Here is a 14,061-nt window from a genome sequence, read left to right on the forward strand (position 1 = left end):
CATCGGGCGGCGTTTTTCGTTTGCATGCGCGGTGCCAGACAGCCTTGTCATCAGGCGTTCTGGGCCATTCTGGCGGCCAATCAGCCAGCCCGACGCAAGCTCTGTCCGATAGCAAGGGTAACGACGCTTTCGTGCGTCTGTTGACCTCAGGCCATCCGGCCGACTTGCCGTAGGACGTCCATGAACGCGAACACCGCCATTGCATCGAGCCAAGTCTCTCCAATCACGAATGTTTTGGAGCAGGCCCGTCATCAACGTCTGTCGCTCGGCGACCTGATCGCCATCGCGGAAGGCCTCGCCAATGCCGACCAGCGGCAGCAGGCGGCCGAGCTCTACAAGACGTGGATCGCGTTCAACGACAACAATCCGCTGCTGCATCTCGCCTATTTCAACTATTCCGTCGTTTCGCGTAATGCCGGCGACGTGGCCGGCGCGATCAGCGCGCTGCGTGCCTGCCTGAAGATCGATCCGCGTTTCGGCCCGGCGCATATCAACCTCGGCCGCGCGCTCGAGGATTGCGGTCTCGGCCATCAGGCGGTCGAGCAATGGCGCGCTTATGTCGAGATGACGAGCGACATCACCAGCGAGCGCATCGAGCATCGCCTGATGACGCTCCAGCATATCGGTCGCGTTCTCGAAGGCGGCAACGTGCTGGAGGCGGCCGAAACCACGCTGTGGCAGGCAATCGAACTGCAGCCGAACCGGCCGGAAGCCGGTCAGCACTGGACGTCGCTGCGCCAGCGGCAGTGCAAGTGGCCGATCCTCACGCCGTCGATCCATGTCAGCGCCCGCCAGCTGCTCGATGCCATGTCGACGCTGACGCTCTCCTGCTACGCCGACGATCCGCTCTATCAGCTGGCGAAGGCCTATCGCTACAACAAGACGCTCGTCGGCCGCCCGAACCTTTCGGCCTTCCCGCGCAAGCCTGCGCGCGTGAAGACCGGCACCGGCCAGCGCCTGCGCGTCGGCTACGTCTCGTCGGATCTGCGCGATCACGCCGTCGGCTTCGCGCTCAGCGAAGTGCTGGAGCTGCACGACAAGACGACGGTAGAGATCTTCGGCTATTATTGCGGCGAGCCGCGCACCAATGATGCGACGCAGGAGCGCATCAAAGCGGCCGTGGATGGCTGGCGCGATATCAGCACGCTCAGCGACACCGATGCCGCCAACCTGATCCGCAAGGACGAGATCGACATCCTGATCGACGTCAACGGCTATACGAAGCATGCCCGCACGAAGCTGTTCGCCTATCGTCCGGCACCCGTGATCGTCAATTTCTGCGGCTATCCCGGTTCGATGGGTAGCCCCGTGCACCAGTACATGATCGCCGACGAGACGATCGTGCCCGTTGAAAACGAGATCTATTACACGGAAAAGGTTCTGCGGATCGCCTGCAACCAGCCGATCGACCGCAAGCGCCAGATCGCCGCGCAGCCGACGCGCACGCAGGCCGGTCTCCCTGAAGATGCCTTCGTCTTCGCCTGCTTCAACGGCATGCAGAAGATCAGCGAGCCGTGCTTCGCGCGCTGGATGACGATCCTGGCTGCGACGCCGGGCAGCGTGCTCTGGCTGCTCGCCGCCGACGAAGCCGTGAATGGCCGCCTGGTGCAGGCTGCCGTGAAAGCCGGCATCGCGGCCGAGCGGATCATCTTCGCGCCGAAGGCGCCGAACGCGCATCACCTGGCGCGCATCGCGCTTGCCGATCTCTTCCTCGACACCTTCCCCTATGGCGCCCATTCGACCGCGGGCGACGCGATCACCATGGGTCTGCCGGTGCTGACGGTTCCGGGCAAGAGCTTTGCCTCGCGCTTCTGCAATAGCATCGTGGCCGCCGCCGGCGTGCCGGAGCTCGCCTGCAGCGGGCCGGACGATTATGTTGCGCGCGCTATCGGCTTCTTCAAGGACCGTGCAAGCCTTGCCGCCATCCGCCAGTCGCTGAAGGACAAGCGCGAGGGCAGTGCGCTGCGCGATATTCCGGGTCTCGCCCGTCGTCTGGAAGAGCTGTTCTGGCAGATGCAGGGCGAAGCCGAGCGCGGCGAAACGCCGACGCCTGACCTCAGCAACCTCGAGGCCTATTACGAGATCGGCGCCGAACTCGTGCAGACCCTCAGCGAGTTCGAGGATGATGCGAGCTATCGCCGCCACTACCGTGAGAAGCTCGCGCAGTGGAATGACTACGCGCCGCTTGCCATCGATACGCGCCTGTGGACGGAGCCGACGGCTTAACGCCGCCGGTCCATCCTCAAGGGGTTTCAACTTGCCGCAAGGCCACAGGCAACGGGTGCTTTAGAGAATGCAGGGGAATGGAAAGATCGTGATCGTCGGCGCCGGATTGTCGGGCGCCGTGATCGGGCGGGAACTGGCGCTGGCGGGGCACAAGGTCGAGATCCTTGATGCCCGCGACCACATCGCCGGCAACTGCCACACCGAGCGCGACGCCGACACCGGCGTGATGGTGCATGTCTACGGACCGCACATCTTCCATACCGACGATGCCGAGGTCTGGGACTACGTCAACGGTTTCCAGACCTTCATGCCCTACAAGAACCGGGTGAAGACGACGAGCAAGGAACGCGTTTATTCGCTGCCTGTCAATCTGCACACGATCAACCAGTTCTTTGGCAAGACGCTGCGCCCGGATGAGGCGAAGGCGTTCATCGAGGAGCAGGCCGACAAGACGATCACCGATCCGCAGACCTTCGAAGAGCAGGCCATGCGCTTCGTCGGCAAGGATCTCTACGAGGCCTTCTTCAAGGGTTACACCGAGAAGCAGTGGGGCTGCTCGCCGACCGAGCTGCCCGCCTCGATCCTGAAGCGGCTGCCGGTGCGCTTCAACTACGACGACAACTACTTCTTCCACAAATTCCAGGGCATGCCCGAGAATGGCTACACCGACATGATCGGCCGCATTCTCGACCATCCCAATATCAGCGTGAAACTGAGCACGCGGTTCGAGCGCGCCGAGCACGCGGATGCGAGCCATGTCTTCTACTCCGGACAGCTCGACGGCTATTTCGACTACGAGGCCGGGCGGCTCGGCTACCGCACGCTCGATTTCGAGCGCTTCAGCTATGATGGCGATTATCAGGGCTGCGCGGTCATGAACTATGGCGACGCCGCGGTGCCGTTTACTCGCATCACCGAGCACAAGCATTTCTCGCCGTGGGAAGAGCATCAGGGTTCGGTATGCTACCGCGAGTTCTCGCGCGCCTGCGGGCCTGACGATATTCCCTACTATCCGATCCGGATGGTCGAGGAGAAGGAACAGCTGGCGCAATATGTTACGCGCGCGGAGAAGGAAGAGGGCGTCACATTCGTCGGCCGCCTTGGTACCTATCGCTATCTCGACATGGACGTGACGATCCGCGAGGCGCTCGATACGGCGCGGCTCTATCTCTCGGCGCTGTCAGAGAGCGCCCGCATGCCGGCCTTCCTACACCGTCCTGTCTGACCGGAACATCATCGCCGTTATTGCGAAAGGCGCTGGCTGCAAGGCTGGCGCCTTTCTTGTTTCTCGCGTCGAATTTCGGCCACGCAGCGTTCGATCCGACAAGACAAGCGTCCATCAGATAATCACATATTGGTGAATTGGCAGTCGCCGCTTGTCCGGAAGGCCGGTTTGGCTTTCGTATGGCGTTGTATTCCTTTGAATATATTGCTCTGCTGATGCGGCAGCCGGCGCTTTGGTGAGGGCGCTGTATTTCGAGTGTGGCGCGTAACAAAATGGCTGCGCCGCCCGTACTTGCTGTCAGACACACTTCATACCGTCGAGGAGACCACGAGATGATGAATAGACGCAGACTGCTCTTCAGTGCCGGCCTTGCCGCGATCGGCCTGCCGCTTGTTCTCGGTCGTTCGAAGGTTTCGGCCGCGGAGACCTTTGCCGTCACCCATACGGATGCCGAGTGGAAGAAGATGCTGACAGCGGATCAATATGCCGTTCTGCGCGAGGAGGGGACCGAGCGCCCCTTCACCAGCGCCCTGCTTCACGAAGAGCGCAAGGGGAACTTCGCCTGCGCCGGCTGCGGACAGGACGGTTTTGCATCCGCGACCAAATTCGACAGCGGCACGGGATGGCCGAGCTTCTGGGCGCCGCTTGACGCCAAGGTCGTCGGCACGACGCGCGACACGCAGTTCGGCATGGTGCGCGAGGCGGTTCATTGCGGCCGCTGCGGCGGGCATCTCGGGCATGTGTTCGACGACGGGCCGCAACCGACCGGCCTGCGCTACTGCCTGAACGGTGTTGCCCTGACATTTCATCCGGCTTCGGCCTGATCAACGGGACCTGACATGATCCTCTTCATTCTCGCTTATCTCGGGGGCGTGCTGACCATCGTCAGTCCCTGCATCCTGCCGGTGCTGCCGTTCGTCTTCGCGCGCGCCGGCCAGCCGTTTCTGCGCAGCACGCTGCCGATGCTTGTCGGCATGGCGGCGACCTTTGCGGCCGTTGCGACGCTGGCGGCGCTCGGCGGCGGCTGGGCGGTACAGGCCAACGAGTATGGCCGCTATGCCGCACTTGCCCTGCTCGCCGTCTTCGGCATCATCCTGCTTTTCCCGGCCCTGTCCGATTATCTGACGCGGCCGCTGGTGTCGCTGGGTGCGCGGCTGTCGCAATCGGCCGATCGCGGTACCCGAAGCGGCGGATCGACCGTGGCGGCGTCGGCCTTGCTGGGTGTTGCCACGGGCCTGCTCTGGGCACCCTGCGCCGGCCCGGTTCTCGGGCTGATCCTGACGGGCGCGGCGTTGCAGGGAGCGAGCGTCGGCACGACCTTGCTGCTGCTCGCCTACGCGCTGGGTGCGGCGACGTCGCTGGCGCTGGCGCTTTTGATCGGCGGGCGGGTGTATCAGGCGATGAAGCGGTCGCTCGGCGTCGGTGAATGGGTGCGCCGCGGGCTTGGCGTTGCCGTTCTGGCCGCTGTGGTGGCGATCGGTCTCGGCCTCGATACCGGCTTCCTCACGCAGGCCTCGCTAGCCAGTACCGGCACGCTGGAGCAGAGCCTGATCGACAAGCTGCATCCCCAACGGCAGACGGCGGAGAATGCCGCCTCCGTCGTCATGAAGGGCGACGCGATGACTGGTGGCAGCAACCAGATGATGATGTCCGGTAACGCTCCGGCCATGATCTCAGGCAACAATGCCATGATGGCCGGCTCGAACGCGATGATGATGAAGGGCGGGCCGAAGAAGGCTGCCACTGAAGCGCTTCCGGTCGAAGGAACGATGCCGTCGCTGGATGGCGCCGTGCAGTGGCTCAATTCGCCGCCGCTCTCGGCGGAGTCGCTCAAGGGTAAGGTCGTTCTCGTCGATTTCTGGACCTATTCCTGCATCAACTGCCTGCGCGCCATTCCCTATGTCCGCGCTTGGGCGGAAAAGTACAAGGATCAGGGGCTGGTGGTGATCGGCGTGCATGCGCCGGAGTTCGCGTTCGAGAAGAACATCGACAACGTCAAGAAGGCGATCGGCGATCTCAAGATCACCTATCCGGTCGCCATCGATAACGACTATGCCATCTGGCGCGCCTTCGAAAACCAGTATTGGCCGGCCCACTACTTCATCGATGCCGAGGGCCGGGTGCGCCATCATCACTTCGGCGAGGGAGACTATGACCGTTCCGAGCGGGTGATCCAGCAGCTTCTGGCGGAGGCCGGCAAGGCCAACGTCGCCGCCGATATGGTCGAGGTCAAGGCGACTGGTGCGGAAGCCGCGTCGAACCAGGCGGACGTGCAATCGCCGGAAACCTACGTCGGCTGGCAGCGCTCCGAGAACTTCGTCGACCAGAAAGGTACGGTCAACGATGCGGCTCATACCTATGTCGCGGCCACGCCGCGGCTCAACGAATGGGGCCTGACGGGCAACTGGACCGTCGGTTCCGAGCAGGCCGCGCTGAACGACAAGGACGGCAGCATCTACTACCGCTTCCATGCCCGCGATCTGCATCTGGTGCTCGGTCCGGGTGCCGACGGCAAACCGGTGCGCTTCCAGGTGACCGTCGACGGCAAGCCGCCCGGCGACGGGCATGGGGCCGATACCGATGCCGATGGCAACGGCACCGTGACCGCACAACGGCTCTACCAGCTCATCCGCGAGCCGGGCGCCGTTGGCGATCACACATTCGAAATCCGCTTTCTTGATTCCGGCGTACAAGCCTACGCCTTCACCTTCGGTTGATAGGAGACCATCATGACTGACTATAAGGGCATGACTGATCATAAGGGTTCGAGCACACGGCGCTCGATGCGCATCGTCGCCTTTGGTGCGGCGGGCGTGCTGGCCGCGGGTCTGGCGATGTATTTCACGCCGTCATCCGCCGAAGAGGCGCGTGTCATTCCGGCACCTGTCATGGACGAGCCGGCCGCTGGTGGCAGCGAGACGGCGACCTTTGCCGGCGGTTGCTTCTGGGGCGTGCAGGGTGTGTTCCAGCACGTGAACGGGGTGAAGAGCGCCATGTCGGGCTATGCCGGCGGCTCCAAGAATACCGCGCAGTACGAAACGGTCAGCGGCGGCGATACCGGTCATGCAGAGTCCGTCAAGGTCGTGTTCGATCCGAGCAAGGTCAGCTACGGCAGGCTGCTGCAGATCTACTTTTCCGTCGCGCACGATCCGACGCAGCTGAACCGCCAGGGGCCGGATACCGGCACGCAGTATCGCTCGGCAATCTTCCCCGCCAATGACGAGCAGGCAAAGGTCGCCAAGGCCTATATCGGCCAGCTGAACCAGGCACGGGTTTTCGACGCGGCCATCGTCACCAAGATCGAGCCGGGCAAGAGCTTCTATCCCGCGGAGGGGTATCATCAGGACTTCCTGACGAACAATCCAACCTACCCTTATATCGTCATCAACGATCTGCCGAAGGTCGCCGCGCTGAAGCAGCTGTTCCCGAGGGATTACAGCGAAAAGCCGGTTCTGGTGGCGGCCTCCGGTTCGAACTGAACGCCATCCGTATCGCATGACAAACGCCCGCCCGGTTTCGAGCGGGCGTTTTGCGTTCAACCGTGCAATCTGGTCAACTCATTATACCTGAGTAGAAAATTCCAGAAATGCCGAATTTTACGCGCTAAATATCGCGCCAAAGTTTGCACATGTGCAAAATAGTTCTCGCTTTCATCTAAAATGGAACCAGTTTTCACCTCGGGGCGCTTGTCACCTGAGGCAAGCAGGCGTACGGCGCTAGCGTCACATTGCCCTGCGCTGAATTGACGCTTCAGCAACACTCGGTGGCTGCCTCCCACAGCCACAAAGGAGCCAATCATGAGAGACCTCCCGGGCCTGCCGTCCCGCAGAAGCTTCCTGAAAGCTTCCGCGGCGACTGCGGCTATTGCCGGTATCGCCGTTGGAGCGAAAGCCGAACAGAAACCCGAACCCGTCGCGCTCACCGAATACAAGCCGGACTGTCTTAAGCCCACGGAGTGGGCCTTCGTCATGGCAGCGGTCGCCAGGCTGATTCCGTCGGAGGGCGATGGCCCCGGCGCGATCGAGACGCGCGTTCCCGTTTTCATCGACAAGCAGCTCGCCGGCGATTACGGCAAGGCGTCGGACTGGTACATGGTCGGCCCCTATGAGCCGGCGGCGAGCCCGCTGCGCGGCTGGCAGACCCCGCTCAACCCGCTGGAGATCTACCAGCAGGCGATCCCGCTGTTCGACGAATGGTGCAAGACCACCCACGGCAAGATCTTCGCCGAACTCGACGCGGAAACGCAGGACAAGGCGCTCACCTCGCTCCAGAAGGACGAGATGAAGATCAAGCCTGAATTGCGCGAGTTCTTCGGCATTCTGCTCGCCAACACCAAGGAAGGCTACTTCTCCGACCCGATGTATGGCGGCAACCATGGCATGGCTGCCTGGAAGTATATCGGCTTTCCGGGCGCGCGCGGCTCCTACAAGGAGTGGGTTGGAAAGCATAACGTCAAGTATCCGCTTGGCCCCGTCTCGATCTCCGGCGAAAGGGGCTAACGATCATGGCACGCACAGAAAAGAAAAAAGACGTCGTTCTCGTCGGCTTCGGCTGGACCGGCGCGATCATGGGCATCGAGCTTGCCAATGAAGGCCTTGAGGTTCTGGCGCTGGAGCGCGGTCACGACCAGGCGACCGTTCCCGACTTCCAGTACCCGAACATGATCGACGAGCTGAAATACGGCATTCGCTACGGCATGATGGAAAAGCCGGCGAACACGACCGTCACCATTCGCCGTTCGCTGGATGAGACCGCGCTGCCTTACCGCAGCCTCGGCACCTTCCTGCTCGGCACCGGTGTCGGCGGCGCCGGCACGCACTGGAACGGCCTCAACTGGCGTCCGATGCAGTCGGAATACCGCCTGAAGTCCTACGTGACCGAGAAATTCGGCGCAGGCGTCATGACCGAGGACATGACGATCCAGGACTATCCGATGACCTACGAAGAGCTCGAGCCGCATTTCGATCGCTTCGAGAAGGTCGCGGGCATTTCCGGCCAGGCCGGCAACGTCAACGGCAAGATCGTCGAGGGTGGCAACCCGTTCGAGGCGCCTCGCTCCAACGACTATCCGATGCCGGCCATGCCGTCGACCTGGGACGGCGTGAAGTTCCGCGACGCGGCGAAGGCTGCGGGCTATCACCCGTTCCCGAGCCCTGGCGGCATTGCCTCCAAGGATTACGTCAACGAATACAACATGCAGATGGGCCCGTGTAACCATTGCGGTTTCTGCGAGCGCTACGGCTGCTACAACTATTCGAAGTCCTCGCCGCAGACGGCCATCATCGATGCCCTGAAGCGCAAGAAGAACTTTGAATACCGCGTCAATTCGGAAGTGCTACGCGTCGAAAAGGCGGAAGACGGCAAGACCGCAACCGGCGTTACCTATTTCGACCACAAGACCGGCGAAGAAGTCTTCCAGCCGGCCGATCTGGTCATCCTGACCGCCTTTGCGCTGAACAACGTGCACCTGATGCTCGTCTCCGGCATCGGCAAGCCTTACGACCCGGTCACCAATGAAGGTGTCGTCGGCCGTAACTATGCCTACCAGATCACCGGCGGCTACACGCTGTTCTTCAAGGACGAGGAATTCAACCCGTTCATCGGTACCGGCGCCAACGGCTTCTGCATCGACGATTTCGGCATCGACAATATCGACTTCGCCAAGGAAGGCTTTATCGGCGGCGCCTACTGGCGTGCCGGCCAGACCAATGGTCAGCCGGGCCACACCATGCCGCTTCCTGCGGGCACGCCAAGCTGGGGTGCAGGCTGGAAGAAGGGCATCGGCGAATGGTACGGCCATGCGATGAACATCGGCGCCCACGGCTCTGTCATGTCCTATCGTGGCCATTATCTCGATCTCGACCCGACCTACAAGGACCGCCACGGCCGTCCGATGCTGCGCATGACCTATAACTGGCACGACAACGAGATCCGCCAGACGCAGTTCATGAAGTCGAAGATGGAGCCGCTGGCCAAGTCGATGAACCCGACGACGCTGCAGGAAGGTTTCAAGAAGGAAGGCGCCATGTTCGACGTCCGTCCTTACCAGACCACCCACAACACCGGCGGCACGGTCACCGGCGACGATCCGAAGACCTCGGTCCTCAACCGTTATCTGCAGTCCTGGGATTGCCATAACGTCTTCGTCATGGGTGCCAACGTCTTCCCGCAGAACACGCAGTACAACCCGACCGGCATGGTCGGCGGTCTGGCCTACTGGGCGGCGCATCACATCCGCAAGGATTACCTGCCCAACCCGCGGCCGCTGGCATAAGGAGAACAGAGATGAAAACCTTTCTCCGCATCATCGGAACGCTCGTCGTTCTGGGTGTCATCGCCCTTGTTGCCTTCATCTTCGTGCCGGTGCAGCGTACCGGCCCGGTCACCCAGCTCGCAGCCGACTTCAAGCCGGCCAAGGGGCAGGGTGAATATGTCATGCGCGCCGGCGACTGCATGGCCTGCCACACCAGCGAAGGCGGCAAGCCCTTCGCCGGCGGTCGCGCCATCCAGAGCCCGATGGGCACGATCTGGACCACCAACATCACGCCCGACAAGGACACCGGCATCGGCAACTGGACGCTCGCCGATTTCCGCGCTGCCCTCTACGACGGCGTGACGCCAAACGGTACACATCTCTATCCGGCCATGCCGTACGAGAACTACCGCAAGCTGTCGGAAGAAGACGTCGTGGCGCTCTACGACTACTTCATGCATGAGGTCGAGCCTGTCTCGAACAAGGTCGAGGAAACCAAGCTTTCCTTCCCGTTCAACATGCGCTTTGGCCTGCGCGCCTGGAACTGGCTGGCTGCCAGCTACGCGGCCGGCTTCAAGCCGGAGCAAGGCGAGGACGAGCAGTTCAACCGCGGCAAGTATCTCGTTGAAGGCGCCGGCCACTGTGCCGCCTGCCACAGCCCGCGCAACCTGTTCATGGCGCAGGACGGCATCGACAATTCGTCGAAGGCCTTCCTTTCCGGCGGCGAGATCGATGGCTTCACGGCCCCTGATCTTCGCGGCCCGGCAAGCGGTCCGCAGACGTGGAGCACTGAGCAGCTGGCCGCCTATCTCTCGACCGCCCGCAACGCTCACTCGTCGGCAACCGGCGAAATGATGCTCGTCGTTCGCGACTCGCTGCAGTACATGAGCCACGACGACAACCTCGCGATCGCCACCTATCTGAAGAAGATCGGTAGCGCGGGTGGTTCGGCTTCGGCCGCACAGCCGGAGAAGGCAGAGGTGACGGCAACCGAAACGCTGCTTTCGGACGCCAAGCCCGACATGCCGCTCGGCCCGCGTCTCTACATCGACAACTGCGCTGCCTGCCACATGGTGAGCGGCAAGGGTGCCGGCGAGACCTTCCCGGCGCTCGATGGCAACTCGCTCGTTGACGCCAAGTCGCCCAAGGGCCTGATCAGCGTGATCCTGCACGGCGCCGAACTGCCGTCGACGCCGGATCGCCCGATGAAGCTGCGCATGCAGGGCTACGAAAACCGCCTGTCGGATGACGAAGTCGCCGCACTCGCGACCTTCCTGCGCGACGGCTGGCACAACAAGGCCGCCACTGTTTCGGCTGCCGACGTGACCGCCGTTCGCGGCGAGAAGCACTGAGACAAGAGGCCGGCAGCGCGAGAGTGCTGCCGGTTTTTCCATGAGACTGGACATGAAACAGCCCGCGGGAGAGATCCCGCGGGCTGTTTTGCTTTTGTGCCGATGGCCGGCCTCAGCTCTATCATTCCCTCATCCCGGCCTTGTGCCGGGATCCAGCGGCGCCGCGTCTGCGGCGCGAGAAAGCTCTTTCAGCCCAAGGACTTGGGCTGGCTGGATTCCTGTGACAAGCACAGGAATGAGGTGGAGTATGGTGTGGCCGGTGGTCATCGCATGAGAGCCCTCATCACGACAAAACGGCCCGCCGGCGAGGTCCCGCGGGCCGTTTTGTTTCGGACTTTCGGAGCCGGGGCCTGAAATCAGGTGCGGGGCTTCAGGTTCTCGGGGTCGTAGATCGGCTTGTAGCCGACGCTGACCACTTCGACCGGATAGGTCTCGGCGAAATACTCGACATTCAGCTTGCGGCCGACCTGGCAGTATTCCCGCGGGAGGTAGGCGAGCGCGATGTTCTTGCCGACCGTCGGGCCGTAGGCGACCGAGGTGGTGTAGGAGATGCGGCCGAGGCTATCGACCAGCGACTTGCCGGTTTCCGGGTCCATGACCGGCATGGAGCCGACGGGGTAGCGCTTGACGCCCTTGCTGTCGGTGTTTTCGGTCATGACGAGGGTGCAGAGCATCGCCGGCTGGTGTTCGCGGGCCTTGTATTCCAGGTGCTTGGCCTTGCCGCGGAAATCGGCTTCCTTGACCTTCGGGCGGGCGAGATCGGCTTCCAGCAGATTGTACTGGGTGAGCAGGTCGCCGTTCTGCAGGCGCAGCGATTTTTCCATGCGGCGCGAGTTGGCGTAGGTCTCGACGCCGAAGGGCATGACGCCGGTGGCGCGCAGCGCGTCCCAAACGGCGAGGCCATCCTCGTACTTCATGTGCAGTTCCCAGCCCTGTTCGCCGACATAGGAGATGCGGAAGGCGGTGACCGTCTTGCCCGCGATCTCGATCGGCTTGATGGCCGCGAAGGCGAAGTTTTCGGGATCGAGCGCTGCCGGATCGGCGACCACCTTCTTCAGCGTGTCGCGGGCATTCGGGCCCCAGATGCCGATCGTGATGAACTTTTCCGAGACGTCGGTGATGGTGACGTCGAGGCCGCGATCTTCTGCCACGCGCTTCATGTAGTGGAAGTCGCGCGGGCCGGCATCGGCGCCGTTGATGAGGCGGCAGCGGTCGGCCATGCGGATGACGGTGAAGTCGGCGCGGACCATGCCCTCATCGTCGAGGAAGTGGGTGTAGATGCCCTTGCCGATGTTGGCGTCACCGCCGATCTTGGCGGCGCAGAGCCATTCCAGGAGCTCGACATGATCGGGGCCTTCGAGGTCGACCATGTGGAAGTGGCTGAGGTTGACGATGCCGCAATCCTCGCTCATCGCCAGATGCTCGGCATTGGAGACGCGCCAGAAGTGGCGGTTGTCCCATTCGTTTTCGCGCACGGGAACGCGGTCGGCGTATTTCTCCAGCAGGTGCTCGTTGGCCTTGTAGCCATGCGCACGCTCCCAGCCGCCGAGCTCCATGAAGTAGCCGCCGAGTTCCTTTTCGCGCTCGTAGAAGGGCGAGCGCTTGGCGTTGCGGCCCGAGGCGTAGGGTTCGCGGGTGTGGACGGCGGGGAAGTAGATCTTCTGGGCGGCTTCGTAGCAGCGGCCGGCGATGAAGTCTTCGGTCAGCTGGTGCGGGTAGAAGCGCGAATAGTCGATCGAGTTGTGGTCGATCTCGGTGCGGCCGTCGGTCATCCAGTCGGCGATCAGCTTGCCGTAGCCCGGGCCGTCCTTGACCCAGATGGCGACGCAGTACCAGAGACCGCGCACCTTCTGGCTCTCGCCGCAGGAGGGGCCTCCGGCGGCGGAGACCTGCAAGAGGCCGTTGAAGGAGTGGCCTTCGTTATAGCCGAGCTCGCCGAGGATCGGGGTCAGCTCCATGGCCTTTTCGAGGGGCTCGAGGATCTGCTCCATTTCGAGGTCGCGCTGCGAGGGCGACAGGCGCGCCTCGTGCTTTTCGAGAAGCTCGCGCGGGTGGCACATGCGCGGATTGGTGGTCTCGTAATAGCCCCACTCGATCTGGCCGCCTTCGGTGGTCTTCGGGTCGCCGGTGTCGCGCATATAGGCGGAGTTGCCCTGGTCGCGGAGCAGCGGGTAGCCGATTTCCTTGCCCGTGCCTTCGAACTCGTTATAGGGGCCGAAGAAGGTGAGGGGGTGATCGACCGGCATGACCGGCAGGTCCTCGCCGACCATTTCCGCGATCAGGCGGCCCCAGAGGCCGGCGCAGACGATGACGTGATCGGCCATGATGGTGCCGCGATGGGTGACGACGCCCTTGATGCGACCGCCTTCGACGATCAGCGACTGGGCCGGCGTGTTGCCGAACATCTTGAGCTTGCCGGATTTCTCGGCGGCATCGACCAGCTTGCCGGCAACGGTCTGCGAGCGCGGAATGACGAGGCCGGCGTCGGGATCGAACATGCCGCCCTGGACCTGGTCTTCCTCGATCAGCGGGAACATTTCCTTGATCTCAGTGGGCGAGACGTAATGCGCCCGGGTGCCGAAGGCCTTGGCTGAGCTCAGCTTGCGCTTGATCTCTTCCATCCAGGCATCGTCGCCGGTACGCGCCACTTCAAGACCGCCGATGCGGGAGTAGTGGCCCATCTTCTCGTAGAAATCGATCGAATACTGGGTGGTCCAGACCGAGAGATAGTCGTGCGACGTGGTGTAACAGAAGTCCGAGGCGTGGGCGGTCGAGCCGATATCGGTCGGGATACCCGACTTGTCGATGCCGACGATGTCGTCCCATCCGCGCTCGATCAGGTGATGGGCGATGGATGCGCCGACGATGCCGCCGAGACCGATGATGACGACCTTAGCCTGCTTAGGAAACTCTGCCATTGAGTGCGACCCTGATTGAATATTGAGATCGGATTTTAGGGATAGAAACGCGACGTGTAGAGCCTGTCTACGACATAATTATCAAAC

At 62.5% G+C, this 14,061-nt stretch carries 10 protein-coding genes; 8 read left to right on the top strand and 2 right to left on the bottom strand.

Annotated features, from left to right (window positions below):
• Positions 1 to 180 precede the first annotated feature (180 nt).
• From D460_RS0102910 to msrA, 5 genes are all read left to right on the top strand, one after another.
• Positions 181 to 2,226: a hypothetical protein gene (locus D460_RS0102910; RefSeq protein ID WP_018897002.1), complete on the top strand. Its 2,046-nt coding sequence runs from the start codon at positions 181 to 183 to the stop codon at positions 2,224 to 2,226.
• A 67-nt stretch (positions 2,227 to 2,293) separates the two neighbouring features.
• Positions 2,294 to 3,451 carry a UDP-galactopyranose mutase gene (gene glf, locus D460_RS0102915; RefSeq protein WP_018897003.1) on the top strand — a complete coding sequence of 386 codons (1,158 nt, stop codon included), beginning with the start codon at positions 2,294 to 2,296 and terminating at the stop codon, positions 3,449 to 3,451.
• Positions 3,452 to 3,783: 332 nt separating this feature from the next.
• Entirely contained in the window at positions 3,784 to 4,275 is a 492-nt protein-coding gene (msrB, locus tag D460_RS0102920) for a peptide-methionine (R)-S-oxide reductase MsrB (protein ID WP_018897004.1), read from the top strand.
• 15 nt (positions 4,276 to 4,290) lie between these two features.
• Entirely contained in the window at positions 4,291 to 6,168 is a 1,878-nt protein-coding gene (locus tag D460_RS0102925) for a cytochrome c biogenesis protein DipZ (protein ID WP_018897005.1), read from the top strand.
• 117 nt (positions 6,169 to 6,285) lie between these two features.
• The gene (msrA, locus tag D460_RS0102930) at positions 6,286 to 6,930 is read left to right on the top strand and encodes a peptide-methionine (S)-S-oxide reductase MsrA (RefSeq protein WP_245267711.1); all 645 of its coding nucleotides are present in this window, start codon (positions 6,286 to 6,288) and stop codon (positions 6,928 to 6,930) included.
• Positions 6,931 to 6,986: 56 nt separating this feature from the next.
• Here the strand turns inward: msrA and D460_RS36650 are convergent, their stop codons facing one another.
• Complete coding sequence (locus D460_RS36650; RefSeq protein WP_155947662.1) at positions 6,987 to 7,250, bottom strand: hypothetical protein; 264 nt, start codon at positions 7,248 to 7,250, stop codon at positions 6,987 to 6,989.
• Between D460_RS36650 and D460_RS0102935 the strand changes: the two genes are divergently transcribed.
• The 3 genes from D460_RS0102935 to D460_RS0102945 are packed head-to-tail and all read left to right on the top strand — an operon-like array spanning position 7,249 to position 11,056.
• Positions 7,249 to 7,950, top strand: coding sequence for a gluconate 2-dehydrogenase subunit 3 family protein (locus D460_RS0102935; RefSeq protein ID WP_018897007.1), 702 nt, complete (start codon positions 7,249 to 7,251; stop codon positions 7,948 to 7,950). The genes D460_RS36650 and D460_RS0102935 overlap by 2 nt on opposite strands.
• Positions 7,951 to 7,955: 5 nt before the next feature.
• Positions 7,956 to 9,725, top strand: a complete 1,770-nt coding sequence (locus tag D460_RS0102940) for a GMC family oxidoreductase (RefSeq protein WP_018897008.1) — start codon at positions 7,956 to 7,958, stop codon at positions 9,723 to 9,725.
• Between the two features lie 11 nt (positions 9,726 to 9,736).
• Positions 9,737 to 11,056, top strand: a complete 1,320-nt coding sequence (locus D460_RS0102945) for a cytochrome c (protein WP_018897009.1) — start codon at positions 9,737 to 9,739, stop codon at positions 11,054 to 11,056.
• Positions 11,057 to 11,412: 356 nt separating this feature from the next.
• Here D460_RS0102945 and D460_RS0102955 read toward each other — a convergent pair whose 3' ends face one another.
• Positions 11,413 to 13,974, bottom strand: coding sequence for an FAD-dependent oxidoreductase (locus tag D460_RS0102955; RefSeq protein ID WP_018897011.1), 2,562 nt, complete (start codon positions 13,972 to 13,974; stop codon positions 11,413 to 11,415).
• Between the last annotated feature and the right edge of the window lie 87 nt (positions 13,975 to 14,061).

Source organism: Rhizobium sp. 2MFCol3.1 (assembly GCF_000377565.1).
Lineage (GTDB): Bacteria > Pseudomonadota > Alphaproteobacteria > Rhizobiales > Rhizobiaceae > Rhizobium.